Below are 18,402 nucleotides of genomic sequence, written 5' to 3'. Positions count from 1 at the left end.
CAACAGGTATCCGATCAGTAGTAGTGCCGCAATTCGTCCCACAACGCAAGCCAAGGCCGCGAAGTCCCCGCACACAAGGAAATCCGCACTCCTTGCTCCTCGTTCTCCACTCCGAGCCCGTTGTCGTGCACGGCCGCCTCGCGACATCCGGTGAACCATGCCGGAAGATACGGCCCCACGACGACCACCGGGCCGACAGCGTCAGCCGGAGGAGGGCCCCAGTCCGCATAGGACATATGCCCCGAGTACACCGCAGGAAGCCCGTAGTGCTCCAAAGCCCCCGCCTGCCCGTAATTCCGCGTGAAGATCACCGCGGTCGAGCGCTGCTCCGCCGGGATCCGCTCCCAAACCCAGGTGACTGAAGAAGCCAGCTCCGGCCACCCCACCTGCTCGCCTTGCTCCTTGTTCACCGCCAGGACCGGCGCCAGCGCGGGCTCCGGCAGCAATGGCAGTCCGACGACGAGCGACACGGCCGCGCCCACGAGAGCCAGGAAGACAGCCAGGGCGCGGCGCCAGGTCCGGTCGAGCCAGCGCAGGCAGGGGTCGGCGCCGGCGGCCGCGAGCAGCAACAGGAACGGTGCCGAGTAGTACGGTTTTCCACCCAGCGCCAGCAAAATCACACACAGCACCGGATAGGCCAGCGCCAGTGAGCGGGCCCAGCGCAGGGCAGGATCACGCCACAACCTGAGTCCGCCGGCGATCCAGACCGGCACCGCCACGGGCGAGAGATAGAGCAACTGCATCGGCACGAACTGGATCCGGTTCTCCGCGCCGTCGTCCTCGCTGATCCCGGAAGCCACGGTCAGCAAAGGGAAATCGTGCGCCGCCTGCCAGATCAGGCCCGGTGCCGCCAGGAGAAGCGCGAGCAGGATCCCGGCGGGGAGCCAGCCGGTGCGGAACACCGTCCGCGGGCCGACGGCGAGTACCGCCAGGCCGATCGAGGCGACCATCAGCAGGACCAGCCACTTGCCCTCCAGTCCGACGCCGACAACGGCGCCGACCGGGAGCCACCATCGTCCGTCGCCGATGCGGAACAGGCGCAGGGTCACCAGGCCAAGTGCGCTCCAGACCAGCATGTCGACGGTCGCGGTCGAGAGCATGTGCCCGTCGACCACGACGAACGCCGCCAGCGCGGTCATCGCGGCGGTGAGGACCTGCGCGCCGCGCCCACCGCCGAACTCGCGCGCGACCAGCGCCAGCAGGATCACCGTCGCGGCGGCGCACAACGTCGCGACCACGCGCAGACCCGCGGGCGTGGCACCGAAGACGTCGGTGGATATCCGCGCGAGCAAGGGCGTCAGCGAAGGCTGATCGACATAACCCCAGTCGAGCCGTTTCCCCGCGGCGAGGAAGTACAGCTCGTCGCGATGGAAGCCGTACCGGCCGGACAACAGGGTCAGCACCAGGATCTGGATCGCGACCACCAGACCGACCGGACCCCGAGCGAATCGCTCCATCGCGCCTCCCCAGACGACGCGAAGCCTACTGCGCGGGCGGCGCCAGTTCGACCCTGTTGCGGCCGCCTTGTTTCGCGCGGTAGAGCGCCATGTCGGTGGCGACGAGCAGGTCGTCGACGCTGGTGATATTGGCCGCCGGATACAGCGCCCCGCCGATCGACACCGTCAGATCGGTCAGCACGGTGTCGCGATCGGGCAGCGCGACCGACACCATCGCCACCTGGTGCCGGATCCGTTCGGCCACCTGGAGCAGCGTCTCCTCGCCGTGGATGTCCGGGATGACGATGGCGAACTCCTCGCCGCCCCACCGCCCGCAGACGTCCTGCTCCCGGATCTCGGCGCGCAGCGCGTCGCCCACCGCGCGCAGGACGAGGTCGCCGTTGGGATGGCCGTAGGTGTCGTTGATCGTCTTGAAATTGTCGAGATCGAGGAACAGCACGCCGAGTTTGCGGCCGGCGCGCGTCCGGCCGAGCTGTTCTTCGGCCAGCTGACGCCAGCGCCGTTTCGTGACGAGACCGGTGGTGGCGTCGGTGTGCGCGTCGCGCCGGTACTGCGTCAGCAGCAGCCCGCGGTGCAGCGCGACCAGCGCGATGACGACCCCGACCAGCACCAGCGGGTTGGCCTGCACGAGGACGACGGCCGTCACGAGACCGAGGCCCAGCGCGCCCGCCTCGAGGATCTGGTCGCCGAATCCGGAGAACAGTTCGCTGACCGACTTCGGCGGCGACGAGAGCGCGATCGCGATCATCACCAGTGCGGTGTTGATCGCCCACCGCAGGGCCGCGGCGACGATGATGACGGCGAGGTCGCCCAGCCCGGCGAGCAGCCCGGAGTCGGGCGGGCCGGGGTAGTGGCGCATGCCGAGGCTGAGCACGAGGACGGCGGCCTGCGTGCCGCAGAGCACCGTCGCGGCGGAGAAGATCCACCGATGGGGGAGAACCGGCCGTTGGTGTGGCCAGATCCGCAGCCATGCGATGGTGTAGGTCACCACGACCATCGCGGCGGCGAGCACCGGCGGCAGCGCGATGACGGCGGCGACGCTCCACACCGCCTTGGTGTCGACGTAGGCGACCGACGGGGCCCTGTCGTACTCCCGTTGGCGTTCGATCTGCCGGGTGCCCTCGATCGCGATGGCCGCGCACAGCGCCAACACGCCGAACCGCACCAGGTCGGTACCGGTCACCGGGACCAGCCGGGCCGTGGCGGCGGTCGAGAGGACTGCGATGAGATTCACGACCAGGACGTAGGAACGCACAGGTCGCGGCAGGCTCCACAGGTGCCAGGCCCTGAGCCGCCGCCGCGCGCCACCGAGTCGTCCGTCCACACACCCTCTTCCGTCGGTGATCTACACCGTAATCGAACCGGGACGGCGACGACCGCGTTGTCTCCGACGATAAGACGGGCGGCCCCGAATTCCCCCGGACAGCCCAACCGAAACGAGGGAGGTGCACCGATGCAGGACAACAACTGGTGAGTGTTTTGCCGGATAGATGGCTATTTCGAGGGAGGTGAACGACATGCGTGACAACAACTGGACCACTCGGCGTGACAACAACTGGACGTGAGTGATCTCGCCCACGAGCGTGCGGCTTCGCGAAGGGAGGTGAACGTAGTGCGTGACAACAACTGGACGACCCGTCGTGACAACAACTGGACGTGATGTGTCAGGAACCGTGCTCGCCAACGGGTGTCGTCCCGCCGAGCGGCCCCACCCCGGGGCCGCGGCGGGACGACACCGCCCGTGACCAGCCTGCCCCGGCGACAGCGGCGACCACGACTCCCGCGCCCGCCGCGACGGTGACCACGGTGGTCGGCGCGACGAACTGGGCCAGCAGCCCGGCGGCCGCGATCCCCACCGCCTGGGCCGCCCGCAACGCGGCGATCGCCACCCCGATCACCTGACCGCGTTGGGCGGGCGGCGCGGCGAGGCTGTACTGCGTCTGCGTGATCATGTCGTGCGCGGAGAACACTCCCGAGATCGTCCACAGCACGACGATCGTGACCAGGCCCGGAGCCCAGCCGGTCGGGATCAGCACCAGGCTGCTCGCCACCGCGAGCGCGCCCAGCACCCGGATCTGCCGTTCGCGCGGGACGCGGCTCAGCAGAAGCCCGCCGAGCACCGAACCGACCGGATTCGCGGCCAGCAACCACGGCAACGCGCCCGCGCCGCCCAGTTCGGCGGCGACCGGGACGGCGAGGCCTTCGGGGACGACGTAGAAACCGCAGCAGCAGGCGATGAGCAGCAGCCAGCGCAGCTTGCGGTCGCGCGCCACCAGCCGGCAGCCCGCGATCAGGGACGGACGTTCGTGGTGAGCGGGTGCCGATGGCGGGAATCGTTCGAGGCCGAAGTGGAGCATGAGCGCCGACAGCGCGAACGTTCCCGCGTCGATCAGCAGCGCGCCCGGCACACCGAGGCCGGTGACGACGGCGGCGCCCGCGCCGAAGCCCACCACGAGCCCGGCCTGGTACGTCGACGAGATGACGGCCTGGCCGACGACCAGCCGGTCCGGGTCGAGCAGATCCGGCAGCATCGCCTGCCGGGCCGCGTGGAACGGCCCGGCCATGAGCTGCACGAGGAACAACAGCGCGGCCGCGACGGGCAGCGGGAGGCCGGGTACCGCCATCAGCGCGATCAGGACGGCGCGGCCGACGTCGGTCACCACCATCACGGTGCGCCGCGAGAAGCGGTCGGCGATGCCGCCCAGCGCGCCGCCGAGGAGGTCGGGCACGAAGGTCAGCGCGTACGCCGCCGAGGCCCAGCCCGCCGACGACGTCCGGTCGAACACCAGGACCGTGAGCGCGACCCTGGCCAGCTGGTCGCCGGCGACCGAGAGCAGATGCGCGAGCCAGATCCGGCGGAATCCGGCGACCGCGAAGACACTGCGGAACGACGCCGCTCGGGCTGGCATGCGCTTCAGGCTGTCGTGACTCGGCCACTCGGCGCAACCCTCGAGAAAAATCCGTTCGCCGTGTCGAACCGGCGCCGGCCCGTTCGACGTGTGAGTAAGAGAAGGAACGGAGAATCCGATGTCGCATTCACTGGGCCCGCTGGCGAACAACCTCGCCGCCTACGCCATCTACTCGACCGCGCAGACCGAGATGCGTCACGCCTACAAGCTGATCGACGCGGGCGACTACCTTGGCGCCGCCGCGGAGATCGACTCCGCCGCACGCGCCGCCGAAGTGCTCGCCCGTGCCACCTTCGATCTCGACGCCGAGCGCTCGGAACGGTGGCTCAGAGTCGTCGCCGCCCGGAAGCGGTTCGCGGACCAGGCCCGGGCGCGGGCCTCGGACACCGCTTTGGCCGTCGCCGCTTAACGGAAAGCGCGTCGATAGGTGCCGGGACTGACGCCGGTCGTGCGTTTGAACCGGTCGCGGAACGCGGTAGGCGAACCGAAACCGACCTCGGCGCCGATCCGTTCGACGGCGTGCTGAGTGGTCTCCAGCAGATGCTGTGCCTGCCGGACCCTCGCGCGGTGCAGCCATTGCAGCGGCGTCGTCCCGGTCTGCTCGCGGAAGTGCCGGATCAGCGTGCGCGTGCTCATCCCGGCGCGCGCGGCGATGTCGGCCAAGGTGAGCTCGCGCGCGAGATTCTCCTGCATCCACAGGAGAGTCGGTTCCAGCGCCGCGCCGCGAGGAGCGGGCGGATGCCGCAGCGCGATGAACTGGGCCTGACCGCCTTCGCGTTCCAGCGCCATGACCGAAAGGCGGGCGGCGTCGGCCGCGATCGCGGAGCCGTGGTCCCGCCGGATCAGATGCAGGCACAGATCCAGGCCGGCGGCGGCGCCCGCGGACGTCAGGATCTGCCCGTTGTCGACATAGAGCACGTCCGGGTCGACATCGATCTCCGGATACATCGCCGCCAACGTCTCGGCGGCGATCCAGTGTGTGGTGGCGCGAAGGCCGTCGAGCAGGCCCGCGGCGGCGAGAGCGAAGGTGCCGGAACAGATCGAGGCGATCCGCGTGCCCCTCGCGGCGGCCGAAGTGAGCGCGTCGTGGACGGATTCCGGCAACGGCGCGGCCGGGTCCGAGGTGCCGGGGACGATGATCGTGTCGGCCTCGCGCAGCGCCTCCAGTCCCCAAGGCGCGCGCAGGGTGAAGTGCCCGGCGTCGATGTCCGGGTGTTCGGCGCAGACGAGCAGCCGGTAGCCGGCGCTTCCGTCGGCGAGCCGGGTGCGGGTGAAGACCTCGATCGGCGTCGAGAGGTCGAACGGGATCACCTTGTCCAGCGCGAGGACCGCGACGGTGTGCATGACCGCACCGTACCCGTCCGATGGCGAGATCCCGTTGGAAGGCGTCGTTCACGCCACTGGGAGCGGGCCGTGGCCGGTTCTAGCGTCGAGCCATGATGATCATCGCGCCGATTCTCGTCGGCCTCGTCTACGTCGTACTGATGTCGCTGATCCACGAACCGCACCGGCGCCGCTTCAACGCGGTCATGGTCGCGGGGGCGGGCGCCGCCTATCTGAGCGGAGGCGGCCTGGGGATCTGGGAGTTCGCATTCGCCGCGGTCGTGACCTACGTGGCTTACCGCGGCCTCGAATCCTGGACGTTCATCGGAATCGCCTGGCTGCTGCACACCGGCTGGGACGTCGTCCACCACCTCAAGGGCGCACCGATCATCCCGTTCCTGCACGATTCGTCGTTCGGCTGCGCGATCTGCGACCCGGTGATCGCGATCTGGTGTTTCGCCGGTGGACGCTCGGTGACGGATTTCGTCCGCGCCCGTGTCGGTTCTAGCCGTCCCCGTTCGTCGGTAGGGTGAACCGAGCGGACGATGTCGAGATGACCGTGATCGTGGCGGGCAAGGTGTCGACGTGGTGATCTCGGCGGACACGCTGGAACCGGGCCAGGTGAACATCTTCGAATACTGGGAGGCGGAGGAGGTGCTGGACGCCTGGCGCGCGATCTCGCCGAGGCCGACGTACTCCGCCGAGATCCGGGACGGGGAGGTCTTCAAGCACCGGGTTTCCCATTCCGGGCCGCCGTTCGACTGAGCCGGGCGCTTGGCCGTTGGGCCGTTTGATGCGAACATATGTTCTATGACGACCGAGGGTCCCATCCTGCACGCCGACCTGGATTCGTTCTACGCGTCGGTCGAGCAGCGTGACGACCCGAAGCTGCGCGGGCGGCCGGTCATCGTCGGCGGCGGTGTGGTGCTCGCGGCCAGTTACGAGGCCAAGGCGTTCGGCGTCCGCACGGCGATGGGCGGCGGCCAGGCCAGGCGGCTGTGCCCGGACGCGATCGTGGTCCCGCCCCGGATGCACGCGTATTCGGCGGCGAGCAAGGCGGTCTTCGAGGTCTTCGGCAACACGACGCCGCTCGTGGAAGGCATTTCGATCGACGAGGCCTTCCTCGACGTCGGCGGGCTGCTGAAGATCGCGGGCACACCGAGCCGGATCGCGGCGAAGCTGCGCAAGGACGTGCTGGAGCAGGTCGGCCTGCCGATCACGGTGGGCGTGGCCAGGACGAAGTTCCTCGCGAAGGTGGCCAGCGGCGTCGCGAAACCCGACGGTCTCCTCGTCGTGCCGCACGACAAGGAGCTGGAGTTCCTTCACCCGCTGCCGGTCGAGCGGCTGTGGGGCGTCGGCAAGGTGACGGCGCGGAAGCTCCGCGAGCGCGGCGTCACGACGGTCGGGCAGATGGAGGGGTTCGGGGAGAAGGAACTCGTCCGGATGCTCGGCCGCGGCGTCGGCGCCCATCTCCACGCCCTGTCCCACAACGACGACCCTCGCCGCGTGCAGACGGGCCGTCGCCGCCGGTCCATCGGGGCGCAGCACGCGCTCGGCAGCAGGCCGCGGTCTCCCGCCGAGCTCGACGCGATGCTGCTGACCCTGGCCGATCGCCTCGCCCGTCGCCTGCGGGCGGCGCACCGGGTGTGCCGCACCGTCGTGCTGCGGATGCGGTTCGCCGACTTCACCAAGGCGACCCGGTCGCACACCCTCATGGAGGCGACCGAACAGACCGGCGCGATCGTCGCGGCGGCGCGTGACCTGCTCGCCGCGGCGAGACCGCTGATCGACGAACGCGGCCTCACGCTGATCGGGCTCGCGCTCACGAACCTGTCGAAGGACGACGCGATCCAGCTGGCCTTGCCGTTCGGGGCGAAGCCGAGGGACGCGCTCGATTCGACGCTCGACACGGTCCGGGACCGGTTCGGGTCGAAGTCCATCACGCGCGCGGTGCATCTGGGGCAGGCCGAGCGGCCGTGGGTACCGCTGCTGCCGGACTGAACCCGTCGCTAGGGTGTCCCGGTGGCGGAAGTCGAGATCTACACCGATGGCGCGTGCAGCGGGAATCCCGGTCCCGGCGGCTGGGGCGCGGTGCTGCGGTACGGCACCGTCGAGAAGGAGATCTACGGCGGGGATCCCGGGCCCACCACGAACAACCGGATGGAACTGACCGCGCCCATCGAGGCGCTGGAAAGCCTGAAACGCCGGGTGTCGGTCGACATCTACACCGACAGCACCTACGTCCGGAACGGCATCACCAGCTGGGTGCGGAACTGGAAGAACAACGGCTGGATGACCTCGGCCAAGACACCGGTCAAGAACGCCGATCTGTGGCGCCGCCTCGACGAGGCCGCCTCACGGCACGACGTCGAATGGCACTGGGTCAAGGGCCACGCCGGGCATCCGGAGAACGAGCGGGCGGACCGCCTCGCCGTCAAAGGCGTGGAAGAGGTCGTCGGCCGACCGGTGATCCAGCCCGGCGAGCGGCCCGCCCGGAATCGTTAGCAGCTGACGTTCACCTTCGCGCTCTTGGCGAAGGACACATGGACGTGGTCCATGTGGTTGGCGGTCGCGCCGCCGCGGTCCTCCATGGTGTCCCAGCCGCTGCCGTCGTTGTAGCGCTGGCGCCAGATGACGTAGGTGACGCCGAAGTCCTTCTGATTCGCCATGAGGTACTCGGCGATGGCGTTGCCGGTGGCGGTGTCCACCATGAAGTCCAGCGCGAGGCCGGAGGGGTGGTCGCTGGCGTTCGCCCGGCCGGCGACACCGCCGACGGTCTTGACGCCGAACTTCGCCTTGACGTGGTTGCCGACCTGGGCGACGTGCGGTTTGGTGCCGGCGAGGTCGGTGGAGCACGCCGTCGCGGCGGGCACGGTCTTCTTGACCGGCGCGGGCGCTTTGCTCGGCTTCGGGGGAGCCGAGGAGGTCGCGGGGGAGGGGGACGGGGAGGGGGTGGGGCTTGTCGTGCTGGAGGGCGGGGTGCTGCTGGTCGACGGCGGGGGCGTCGTGCTGGAGACCGGGGGAGACTTCAGCGCGAGCGCGGCGCTGGCCGCTTCGACGTCAGGGGTACCTGCGGACGTCAGCCACATCGACGCCGGGAGCGCCGTGGCGACCGCTGCCGCGATACCCGCGGGGAGCTTCCACTGCGGAGCCTTGTGCTTGCGATGTCTGCCGGCCATTTCTCTGATCACTCACCACTTCGGGGACGGGAACTCGCGTCGGGGGCCGCGAGCTCCGGGCAACATTACGAAAAGGACACGGCAATGTCACGCCCGAGTGTGTTCGCCCACAGTTACCTTGATCGTTGAACCAAAAGAGGCTCACGCCCGTACAGACACAAGAAGTGCTTTTATATGAGCACTGTGAGTGATGAATTCAATCCGCTTTGCAGGATTGGAAGTACATCTTGTCGTCCGGTGAGGACACGTTCACGCCCGGCGTGACCGGAGCCCGCCCGGTGTCCGCCGAGGCCGCGATCGTCGTGCAGACCAGCTGGTTGATGGCCTGGTTGGACAGTTTGCGGACGGGGAACGGCAGCACGATGGACGTCGGGTTGCCCGAATACACCTCGACCCGGCCGATCTCCGGCGGGACGAACGTGGTGAGCCCCTGCGCGGCTTCCCGTTCCGTCGGCCCCTTCAACAGCAGCGTGAGGGCGCCTTCGGGGGAGATGAAGCCCTCGCTGGGCCGGGTCACCGGGATGACGCGGCCGTCGGAGACGAAGTACAGCGTCAGGCCGGCGCGAACGTAGGTCCCGGTCGTCGCGCGGATCGACGGGCCGGGCCCGGCCGGGACGACGCCGGTCGGCTGGACACCGCAGGCCGCCAGCAGCGTCGCGGCCGCGAGGGCGGGCAGCGCCCGGGTCCTTCTCATCGTGTCCCTCCTTCGGTCCGATGGGGCAGGCGCAGGACGAACCGGGCGCCGTGCCCGGTGTCGGCGGCGGTGATGTCGCCGCCGTGCAATCGCGCGTTCTCCAGCGCGATCGCCAGGCCCAGCCCGCTGCCCTCGGAGCGGGCACGGGCGGTGTCGGCCTTGGTGAACCGGTCGAAAACGTGCGGCAGGACCTCGGGATCGATACCGGGCCCGTGATCCTCGACCTCCAGGGTGACGCCGTCGCCGCCGGCGCGCAGGCGGACTTCGACCGGTGGCGCGCCGTGCCGGAACGCGTTGCCCACGAGATTCGCCACGATCAGGTCGAGCCGCCGCCGGTCGACGCGGGCGAGGACGCCTTCCGGCAGGTCGGTGACCAGGTCCTCACCCTCGCGCCAGCCGCGGGCGTCGAGGCTGTCCCGGATCGCGGTGGCGAGATCCCATTCGTCGAGCACGAGTTCGGCGCGGCCCGCGTCGAACCGGGAGATCTCGACCAGGTCCTGGACCAGCCGGGTCAGCCTGCGGGTCTCGCCCGAGACCAGCCGTGCCGCGACGGCGGTGTCCGGCGGCAGTGCCTCCGCGTCCTCGTCCAGGACGTCGGTGACCGCGTTCATCGCCGCGAGCGGCGTGCGGAGCTCGTGCGAGACGTCGGCGACGAACCGGCGGGCGTCGGCCTCCATCGCTCGCAGCTCGCCGACCGTGCGTTCCAGTTCGGCGGCGGTGTTGTTGAAGGTCGTGACCAGTTCGGCCAGCTCGTCGGACCCCTTGGCGGGCAGCCGGACGTCGAGCCTGCCTTCGCCGAGCTGGGCGGCAGCGGTGTTCAGCGCCCGGACCGGTCTCAGCACCTGCCTCGCCGCGAGCAGGGCGAGCGCCGCGGCCAGCGGAAGGACGAGCGCGGCCATCTGCCAGGCGGATTTCGCGAGTTCGTCGATGGCCTGTTGCTGCTGGACGAGCGAGGTGAGCGAGTACACCTCGACCCCGCTGGCCTTCGTCGACCCGTCGGGCTGCCGCGTCAGCACCGGCAGGCCGACCTGGAGTTCGGGGCCGGTGTCGCGGTCCAGCCGCTGGAACTGGATCCGGATGTCGCCCGCGACCGTCCGCCGCAGTTCGGTCGAGAACCTGGTCAGGTCCGGGCCGTTGACCGACCGCAGGTTCCCGCTGACCGCGACGGCGTTCAACCGCAGGCTGCCGGCGAAGTCGTTGAGCTGGTCCTGGGTCGGAGGCGTCGACAGCGGGCGGTCGTAGGCGCCGACCCGGTCCTTCAGCTGGTCCATCGCCGCGTCCTGGACGGCCTTGAGGATCGCGTTCCTCGCCGAGACGTAACTGGCCCCCGCCGCGGCCGCCGCGCCGATGATCGCCATCGCCGCGAAGGCCAGGATGAGCCGGGGCCGCAGCCCGGAGAGCAGCCTCATGAACGGCCGAACCGGTACCCGAAGCCGCGGACGGTCTGGACGTGTTCGGGTTTCGCGGGAACGTCTTCGATCTTCGCGCGCAGCCGCTGGACACAGGCGTCGACCAGCCGGGAGTCGCCGAGGTAGTCGTGATCCCAGACGGCGGAGAGGATCTGCTGGCGGCTGTAGACCTGGCCGGGCGTGCGCGACAGCTCCAGCAGCAGTTTCAGCTCGGTCGGGGTGAGCGAGACCGGCTCGCCGTTCTTCGTGACCACCAGCCCCGCCCGGTCGATGACCAGTCCGCCGTGCCGCTCCCCGGCGGCGTCGTCGCTCGCGGGTTTCTCGCTCACCGCGCGCCGCAGCACCGCCCGGATCCGGGCGTCGAGCACACGGGGTTCGATCGGCTTGGTCACGTAGTCGTCGGCGCCCGCCTCCAGCCCGGCGACGATGTCGAAGTCGTCGCTGCGGGCGGTGAGCATGATGATCGGCACCTCGCCCGCCGAGCGGATACGGCGGCAGGTCTCGAAGCCGTCGATGCCGGGGAGCATCAGATCGAGCACGACGATGTCGGGCTGGAACACCCGCAGTTTCTCCAGCCCGAGCTCACCGCTCTCGGCGGTGTGGACGGTGTGCGCCTGACGGCGCAGCGCGAGTTCCAGTCCCTCCCGCACGGACGCGTCGTCTTCGATCAACAGGACACTGGCCACGCCGCCATTATTCGGATGCCGCCGCGCGTGTGCGACTCGGCTCGATCTTGTAGCAGAACCATGACATTGTCCGGACCTCTTGGCTAAACGCCGTGGGGACAGTGAGACGCATGGCCCTACTCCTCCACGAAGCGAAACCGACCCCCGCCCGCCGTCCGCTGCCGGGACGGCACGCCGAGACCAGGCGGACCCTGTCCAGGGCCGTGTTCCAGCTCGCCACCGGACTGGGACTGGCCGTCGCGTTCCTCGTGACCTACGTGCTGTTCGTGCACACGTCGGCCGGGCAGCTCGCGGAGAACGGCGTCGTCCGCAGCGCGCAGTCCGGCCAGTGGTCCACAATGGACTGGGCGGGGCCGCTGCGCGACCAGGACATGGTGCTCGTGATCGGCGCCGCCGGGATCGGGCTCGTCGTCCTGGCGCTGCTCCGTCGCAAACCGGGCCTCCTGGTGCCCGCGCTGAGCGTTCTCGTGCTCCCGCTCGTGGCCGCGCAGTTGCTCAAGCTCTACGTCCTCGTCCGCCCCGAGCTGCCCGACGGCGGCCGCGGGCCGGGGCACAACAGTTTTCCCAGCGGGCACGTCAGCGCCGCCATGGCCATTCTGATGGCACTCGCTTTCGTTCTGCCCCAACGATTCCGTCCGGCGATCATCGGGATCGGCGGCGTCGCCGTCGCCTGGGTCGCGTCCTCGACCATCGCGCTGGGCTGGCATCGGCTCAGCGACACGGCGGGCGCCTGCCTGCTCGCGGCGTCGTTCGCCTGCCTGCTCGCCGCCTGGCTGACCACCCGGCGCCGGGATCTGCGCCGCACCCCCGCTTCCCTGGTCGCGCTGGCCGCGGTGCTGCCCACCGCGATCGTCCTGATCGGCTTCGCGGTGCTGAGCACGGCGACCGCCGGTGCCGCCCAGTTCGTCGCCGCGCTGGTGCTGGCCGCGTGCGCGGCGGTGGGGATCGTGCTGGTCGCGGTGTGGCCGTTGCGCGGATCCGCGTTCGAACGGCGGACCGGCGTGGAGACCAGGGTGGTCGGCGATCTGCTCGAGACCCGCCTCGTGACCCGACGCTGACGCGGCTTGGGCCGTGACTCGCGTGATCGAAGCCGTAACTCGCGTGATTGGAGGCGTAACTCGCGAGTCGCGCCTCCAATCACGCGAGTTACGGCTGGAAGCACGCGTCTTACGTCAATCCCGGCGCGAGTCTCCGGCCCGGCTCAACGGCGACATCGGCGTCCGGGGCGAGGGCGGGACCGCGGAGGGTGCCACGACCACGCGGTTCCGTCCGCTCCGTTTCGCTTGGTACATGGCCGCGTCCGCCACGCGGAACAGCTCGCCGTAATCCGTCGAATGTTCGGGTGAGAGCCCGACGCCGATCGACACGGTGCAGCCGTGGATCGGTCCCACCGCGCGGGGTTCGTTGGTGGCGTGCCCGCTGGCGAGTTCGGTCAGGCCGGTGATGGCGGTCTTCTCGACGGCCGCCCGGATCCGCTCGGCGATCCGCGTCGCCTCCTCGCGCGTGGTGTCCGGCAGCAGCACCGAGAACTCCTCGCCGCCCCACCGGCCGACGATGTCGGTGGAGCGGGTGTTCTGCCGCAGCACGGCGCTGACGCAACCGAGCACGATGTCACCGCCGGAATGCCCGTACTTGTCGTTCCACTGCTTGAAGTGGTCGAGGTCCAGCATCAGGAACGCCGTCGGCCGCCGCCCGGTCTGGTCTTCGAGCAGCCGCAGGGCCGCGGGCGCGTGGAAGGAGTCCTCGGTCAGCAGGCCGGTCTTCCGGTCACGCTGGCTGCGCGCGATCGTGTCCGCCAGCGCCTGCGAGAGCCGGGTCGACCGCAGTGCGACCCCGATCATCACGAGTGGCACCAGCGCGATGTTGACCGCGCCGAGGATCGTGGTGCACGCCGCGAGTTGCAGCGCGTAGACGAAGTCCGCGTTGTCGGCCCAGCTGCCGATCAGCTTCTGCCGCCGCCAGCCGCCCCACGCCAGGCCGCGCGCGATGCTGATCAGGAGCGTCTGCGACGCGAAGTACCAGAGCGCGGCGCCCACCAGCGCGACGGCGGCGAGCGCGATGTCGCCCGGTCGCTGGGGGAGCGTGCCCGATTCGAGCCAGGTGTGCAGTTCCGTCAGGTGGGTGAGCGTGTGCACGCCGAGGATGGAGGCGGCGTGCGCGGCGGTGGTGAAGAGGAACGTCGTCATCGCCTTGTGCGCGATGGAGTAGCGCTGCACGCGCACCATCAGCAGCAGCGCGAGCGACAACGCGGGCGGTAGCAGGACGGCCGCGCCACCCAGCCAGACGGCGGTCTGGTCGATGTGCTCGCCGCGGCGGTCGTCGGCCCGGCGCTGCTCCTCCGGATGCTGCGTCTGGACGACGTACCAGATCGCGCAGCACGCGATCACGCCGAAGCGGACGAGATCGGTGGTCGTGACGGAAGCCTGGAAACCGCTGTACAGCGCCCAGGCGGCGACGGCGATCTCGGTGCCGAGCATCCAGAAGACCGCCGCGGGCGGCAGCCGCCACAGTTCCCACCCCGCCGGATGGCGCAGGGTGTTCCAGGCACGACCTCGCAACCGCCAGACGCGGGCGGCGGCGAGGCCGACGGTGTCGGCGAAACCCCGGAGCGAACCGCGCGGCCGCTCCGAGACCGCGTCAGGGTCGTGCTTGCCGAACTCGCTGACGAGGGTCACCTCCCACCGTTACGCACCGCACCCGCTTCGATCTTGCTGGTCACCACGAGGGGGTGACAGGGGGACCGCGTTGACGATCTCGTGAGACAGGCCAATGCCTGCGTTCGCCGGACGACCTTCCGTCACAAGCTGGCATCGTGGCTGGTATGCCTGACGCCGTCGAGGTACCCGCGCTGTTCGGCCCGGAGTTCGACAGGGATCCCTCGCCCGCCTACGAATGGCTTCGGGCGAACGCCCCCGCGTTCCGGCTCCCGCTTCCCGGTGACACCTGGACCTGGCTGCTGACCAGGCACGCGGACGTGGTTTCCGCGATGGCCGACCCGCGTTTGTCCAAATGCCCGTCCGTCGCGGCGGACCACTGGCGCAAGGCCAATCTCGGGCTGCCCGCCGACCACCGGCCCACGCTCATCGGGCATATGAACAACTTCGAGGGCGAGGACCACGCACGGTTGCGCAAGGCCTGCGCCGGTGCCTTCGGGCCGCGGCGGCTGCAGCATATGCGCGACCGCACGCACCGGCTCGCGAACGAACTGCTCGACCCGATCCTGGAGCGGGGCGAGGGCGACCTCGTCGAGGATTTCGCGTACCCGCTGGGAATCCGGTCGATCTGCGAGCTGATCGGCATCCCGGACAGCCTGCTGGACGAGGTCCGTCCGCCCGCGCTGGTGGTCGCCGCCGGCGACGTCACGGACATGGCGTCGATGCTGCGGGCGACCGACGAGCTGGACGCGCTGCTCGCCGACGTCGTCGCCCGCAAACGCGCCGAACCGGGGGCGGACCTGATCAGCGACCTCCTCGCCCAGGAGGCCGCCGGGAAGCTGACCGGCGACGAGGTCGCCGCGACGGCGTTCCTCTCCCTGATCGCCGGGCACGAGACGACGATCAGCCTCATCGCGTCCACCGCGCTGACCCTCATCACGCATCCGGAGGAGGCGGCCCGCGCCCGCGCCGACGGCGCACACCTGACGCTCGTCATCGAGGAGGTCCTGCGCCGCGACACCCCGCTGCAGAACACCAGCTGGCGCTTCGTCACCGAACCGATGGAACTCGCCGGGCAGCGGATGGAGGCGGGCGATCCGATCCTGTTGTCGTTGCTGGCGGCCAATCGCGATCCGGAGGTGCACCCCGACCCGCTCGCCTTCCGGCCGGGCGAGCGGCCGGTGCGGCATGTGGCCTTCGGTGTCGGCCCGCATATCTGCATCGGCGCCGCGCTCGCGCGGATGCAGGCGTCCGCGGCGCTGGAGACGTTGTTCGGCCGCGCGCCGTCGATGACGCTGACCGTGCCCGAGGACCGGCTCGTGTGGTGGCCGAGCGCGATCACCCGCGGCCTGCACAACCTGCCGGTGCGGCTCTAGACCGTGCCCGGTCCGCCGGCTCGCGTGATCGAACGGACGACACGTGTGATCAGGCGGACGACACGCGTGTCCAGAGAGACGACAACGCGGCAGGATCCGGCTACCCGTGAGCCGTCCGTCCAATCACGCGTGTCGTCCATGTGATCACGCGTGTCGTCCGAGGCGGGCATGCGCCCTCAGGTCACACCGCGCCTTCGAGACGGCCCCGCAGCACGCTCGCCTTCCGGTCGTCGAGATCCATGACGAGCTGGAGCGCGTCGCGCCAGACGGCCATGGCCTCGTCGGTCCGTCCCCGCGCGGCCAGCGCGCAGCCGCGTTCGTCGAGCGCGTCGGCCTGCCCCCAGACGTCGCCGCAGTTCCGGTAGGCGGTCAGCGCCTGCTCGCAGTACCCGAGCGCCTGCTCGAGATCGCCGAACCGGCGGCAGGTCCTGGCCAGCGGCACCAGGGCGAAGCCCATGCCGTGCTGGTCGGCGTCCTTCGCGTAGGCGTCGAAGGCGCGCAGGCCGTGTTCGAGGGCGAGGTCCCGCTCGCCGAGGTCGCGGTACGCGCGGCCGAGGTGGACCCGCGCGGTCGCTTCGCCGAGCCGGTAGCCGATCCGGGCGTTCACCTCCACGCTCTTCCCGGCGAGCCGCACGGCTTCGGCGTAGTCCTCCCGTTCGTGCGCGATGTTGCCGAGCCCCACCAGCGCCCAGCCGAGGCTCGGGTTCTCGCCGATCTCTTCCGAGAGTTCGACGGCCTGGCCGAACAGGTCGCGCGCGCGGTCGAGGTCGCCGCGGCGCCGGTGCGCCTCGGCGAGGTTGATCGCCGACCACGCCAGCCCGGCGAGGTCGCCACCCGCCTTCGCGGACTCGATCGCCACCTCGTGGCTGGAGATCCACGTCTGCCACGGCCTGCCGAGCAGGTGGTAGTCGAACAGTTCCACCGGCAGCCGCCAGCCGATCTCGTACAGCCCGTGGTCCAGCGCCAGCCGGGCGACGCCGGTGATGCTCGGCATCTCCGACGCGCACCAGATGTAGGCCTCGTCGAACGTGGCGAACCGGAGCGGCTCGACGCCTTCGGGCGCGGGCCCCAGGTCGACGTGGTGGTCGCGGGCCGGGGTCAGCGTCCAGCTCGCCGCGTTGGCGGCGTGGAGGTACCAGTGGGTCAGCCGGGAGACCGCCGCCTGCCGCTCGTCCCGCCATCGCGCGGCGGCGGCCTCTTCGGCGGCGTAGACGCGAAGCAGGTCGTGGAACCGGTAGTACCGCGCGCCGACCTGCTGGACGAGATGCGCGTGCACGAGCTTGTCCAGCAGCCGTCGCGCGTCGTGTTCCGGCAGACCGGCCAACGCGGCCGCCGCGCCCGGGGTGAACCGCGGCCCGGGATGGAGGCCGAGCAGCCGGAACATCCGGGCGGTGTCGGCCTCGAGTGCGCGGTACGACCAGCTGAACGCGGCCCGGACCCCGACGGCGTCGTCGTCGACCGCGAGCAGTTCCAGCCTTCGCCCCTCGGCGACGAGTTCACGGGCGAGTTCGCCGACGCTCTGATGGGGATGCGTGGCGACCCGTTCCGCGGCGATGCTCACCGCGAGCGGGAGCGCTGCGCACAGCCGGACCAGCCTGCCGACGCCTTCGGGGTCGCCTGCCGCGCGTTCGTCGCCGATGAGGTCGGCCATGAGCCGGGCCGCTTCGAGATCTTCCAGTGGCTCCAAGGAAACCTGGACCGCCCCGGTGCCGACGACCAGCCCGGACAGCCGCCGCCTGCTGGTGATCAGGACGGTCGTGTCCGGGGTGCCGGGCAGCACCGGCCGCACCTGGTGCGAATCGAGGGCGTTGTCCAGCACGACGAGTGTGCGCTGGCCGCGCAACAGTCCCCGCAGGAGCGCCAGCCGCATGTGTTCCTCGGCGGGGACACGGTCGGGGCGGACACCGACGCAGCGCAGAAGGTCGTCGAGGATGTCGGCGGGTTGCGCGGGGGAGCCCGCCGCATAACCGCGGAGATCCGACCAGAGGACGCAGTCGAACTCCTCTTGCCGCCGGTTCGCCCAATTCAGCACGAGCGCGGTCTTCCCGACCCCGGGCGGCCCGGCAACGAAGACCACTTTGGCCGTTTCGGTGAACACTTTTTCGTCCAGCAGCGCCAAGTGTTCCGCGCGGCCGACGAAATGCTCCGGCGGTGGGGGAAGATGCACATAGGGTTCCGCGCGGGCGGCTTCGGCGAGCACGATCAAGGCCCCGCCCGCGTCCAGCGCGCGATCACACGCTTCGGCGAATTCCGCGCTCGGCGGGGTGAGCCCCCGTTCGACCCGGCTGATGAGGCTTTTGTCGACATAGGCGAGTTTCTGAAGGTCCCGCAAGGCCAGCCCGCGTGCCTGCCGCCGTTGCCGCAATGCGCGCCCGAAGGTGAGCGCCGCCGTCGAAACCGGGCGGGCTCCACCGGTCTCCCCGGATCTGGCCGAGCCGGAATTCTCGGTCACCAGAAGCACCTTTCTCCCCGCTGCGCGGCAGATGGTGCCACAACCTTCCCATTACGTGGGTCACAACCTGGCCACCGGGTATGCGCGGGTGCGAAGGCAGCCCCCAAACTGTGCGAGAACGCGCCCGTTCCCCACCGGTGCGCCGGCCGAAAGGGAGGTGGATCATGCGCGACCGCGAAATGTGAGCAGGCCCTGTCCCGCCTCGCGAACGACCGGGCGAGTACTGATCTCCTCGGAACCCGGTCGTGGCCGCCTTTCCCGGC

17 protein-coding genes are annotated in these 18,402 nt (G+C 70.3%); 7 read left to right on the top strand and 10 right to left on the bottom strand.

What is annotated here, in order from left to right; translation table 11 throughout:
• Positions 1 to 14 precede the first annotated feature (14 nt).
• The 3 genes from NQK81_RS07185 to NQK81_RS07175 form a co-directional block, all read right to left on the bottom strand.
• On the bottom strand, positions 15 to 1,457 hold the full coding sequence (locus NQK81_RS07185) for a glycosyltransferase family 39 protein (protein WP_257487589.1): 1,443 nt from the start codon (positions 1,455 to 1,457) through the stop codon (positions 15 to 17).
• Between the two features lie 25 nt (positions 1,458 to 1,482).
• A complete protein-coding gene (locus NQK81_RS07180; RefSeq protein WP_371878856.1) occupies positions 1,483 to 2,781 on the bottom strand; it encodes a GGDEF domain-containing protein in 1,299 nt (432 codons plus the stop codon).
• A 340-nt stretch (positions 2,782 to 3,121) separates the two neighbouring features.
• The gene (locus NQK81_RS07175; protein ID WP_257487588.1) at positions 3,122 to 4,366 is read right to left on the bottom strand and encodes an MFS transporter; all 1,245 of its coding nucleotides are present in this window, start codon (positions 4,364 to 4,366) and stop codon (positions 3,122 to 3,124) included.
• 118 nt (positions 4,367 to 4,484) lie between these two features.
• Between NQK81_RS07175 and NQK81_RS07170 the strand changes: the two genes are divergently transcribed.
• Positions 4,485 to 4,775 carry a hypothetical protein gene (locus NQK81_RS07170; RefSeq protein WP_192745098.1) on the top strand — a complete coding sequence of 97 codons (291 nt, stop codon included), beginning with the start codon at positions 4,485 to 4,487 and terminating at the stop codon, positions 4,773 to 4,775.
• Here NQK81_RS07170 and NQK81_RS07165 read toward each other — a convergent pair.
• Positions 4,772 to 5,710 (bottom strand): GlxA family transcriptional regulator, encoded by a 939-nt coding sequence (locus tag NQK81_RS07165; RefSeq protein ID WP_257487587.1) that lies wholly within the window; start codon positions 5,708 to 5,710, stop codon positions 4,772 to 4,774. The genes NQK81_RS07170 and NQK81_RS07165 overlap by 4 nt on opposite strands.
• 92 nt (positions 5,711 to 5,802) lie before the next feature.
• Between NQK81_RS07165 and NQK81_RS07160 the strand changes: the two genes are divergently transcribed.
• From NQK81_RS07160 to rnhA, 4 genes are read left to right on the top strand one after another with little or no spacing between them, the layout of a single operon-like run.
• Positions 5,803 to 6,222, top strand: a complete 420-nt coding sequence (locus tag NQK81_RS07160; protein WP_257487586.1) for a DUF6010 family protein — start codon at positions 5,803 to 5,805, stop codon at positions 6,220 to 6,222.
• Between the two features lie 52 nt (positions 6,223 to 6,274).
• Entirely contained in the window at positions 6,275 to 6,454 is a 180-nt protein-coding gene (locus NQK81_RS07155) for a hypothetical protein (RefSeq protein ID WP_257487585.1), read from the top strand.
• Positions 6,455 to 6,499: 45 nt separating this feature from the next.
• Entirely contained in the window at positions 6,500 to 7,690 is a 1,191-nt protein-coding gene (dinB, locus tag NQK81_RS07150) for a DNA polymerase IV (protein ID WP_257487584.1), read from the top strand.
• 21 nt (positions 7,691 to 7,711) lie between these two features.
• Entirely contained in the window at positions 7,712 to 8,194 is a 483-nt protein-coding gene (gene rnhA, locus NQK81_RS07145) for a ribonuclease HI (protein WP_126737784.1), read from the top strand.
• On the opposite strand, the gene NQK81_RS07140 is transcribed toward rnhA, so the two are convergent.
• From NQK81_RS07140 to NQK81_RS07125, 4 genes are all read right to left on the bottom strand, one after another.
• Positions 8,191 to 8,868 (bottom strand): VldE C-terminal domain-containing protein, encoded by a 678-nt coding sequence (locus NQK81_RS07140; protein ID WP_257487583.1) that lies wholly within the window; start codon positions 8,866 to 8,868, stop codon positions 8,191 to 8,193. The two genes, rnhA and NQK81_RS07140, sit on opposite strands and share 4 nt — an antisense overlap.
• A gap of 196 nt (positions 8,869 to 9,064) precedes the next feature.
• Positions 9,065 to 9,562 (bottom strand): hypothetical protein, encoded by a 498-nt coding sequence (locus tag NQK81_RS07135; RefSeq protein WP_126730701.1) that lies wholly within the window; start codon positions 9,560 to 9,562, stop codon positions 9,065 to 9,067.
• On the bottom strand, positions 9,559 to 10,971 hold the full coding sequence (locus NQK81_RS07130; protein WP_257487582.1) for an ATP-binding protein: 1,413 nt from the start codon (positions 10,969 to 10,971) through the stop codon (positions 9,559 to 9,561). The genes NQK81_RS07135 and NQK81_RS07130 overlap by 4 nt, the downstream gene beginning before the upstream one ends.
• A complete protein-coding gene (locus tag NQK81_RS07125) occupies positions 10,968 to 11,657 on the bottom strand; it encodes a response regulator (RefSeq protein WP_126730705.1) in 690 nt (229 codons plus the stop codon). The genes NQK81_RS07130 and NQK81_RS07125 overlap by 4 nt, the downstream gene beginning before the upstream one ends.
• Before the next feature lie 110 nt (positions 11,658 to 11,767).
• Here NQK81_RS07125 and NQK81_RS07120 point away from each other — a divergent pair, with 110 nt between their 5' ends.
• Positions 11,768 to 12,715: a phosphatase PAP2 family protein gene (locus NQK81_RS07120; RefSeq protein WP_257487581.1), complete on the top strand. Its 948-nt coding sequence runs from the start codon at positions 11,768 to 11,770 to the stop codon at positions 12,713 to 12,715.
• A gap of 114 nt (positions 12,716 to 12,829) precedes the next feature.
• Here the strand turns inward: NQK81_RS07120 and NQK81_RS07115 are convergent, their stop codons facing one another.
• Positions 12,830 to 14,332: a GGDEF domain-containing protein gene (locus NQK81_RS07115; protein ID WP_257487580.1), complete on the bottom strand. Its 1,503-nt coding sequence runs from the start codon at positions 14,330 to 14,332 to the stop codon at positions 12,830 to 12,832.
• Between the two features lie 146 nt (positions 14,333 to 14,478).
• On the opposite strand from NQK81_RS07115, the gene NQK81_RS07110 reads away from it, so the two are divergent.
• The gene (locus NQK81_RS07110) at positions 14,479 to 15,687 is read left to right on the top strand and encodes a cytochrome P450 family protein (protein ID WP_257487579.1); all 1,209 of its coding nucleotides are present in this window, start codon (positions 14,479 to 14,481) and stop codon (positions 15,685 to 15,687) included.
• 181 nt (positions 15,688 to 15,868) lie between these two features.
• On the opposite strand, the gene NQK81_RS07105 is transcribed toward NQK81_RS07110, so the two are convergent.
• Positions 15,869 to 18,139, bottom strand: a complete 2,271-nt coding sequence (locus NQK81_RS07105) for a tetratricopeptide repeat protein (protein WP_257487578.1) — start codon at positions 18,137 to 18,139, stop codon at positions 15,869 to 15,871.
• Positions 18,140 to 18,402: the final 263 nt, after the last annotated feature.

The sequence above is a fragment of the Amycolatopsis roodepoortensis genome, assembly GCF_024628825.1.
Lineage (GTDB): Bacteria > Actinomycetota > Actinomycetes > Mycobacteriales > Pseudonocardiaceae > Amycolatopsis > Amycolatopsis roodepoortensis.
Note: the sequence above shows the minus strand (reverse complement) of the source record. Positions and strands in the feature narration are given on the sequence as shown.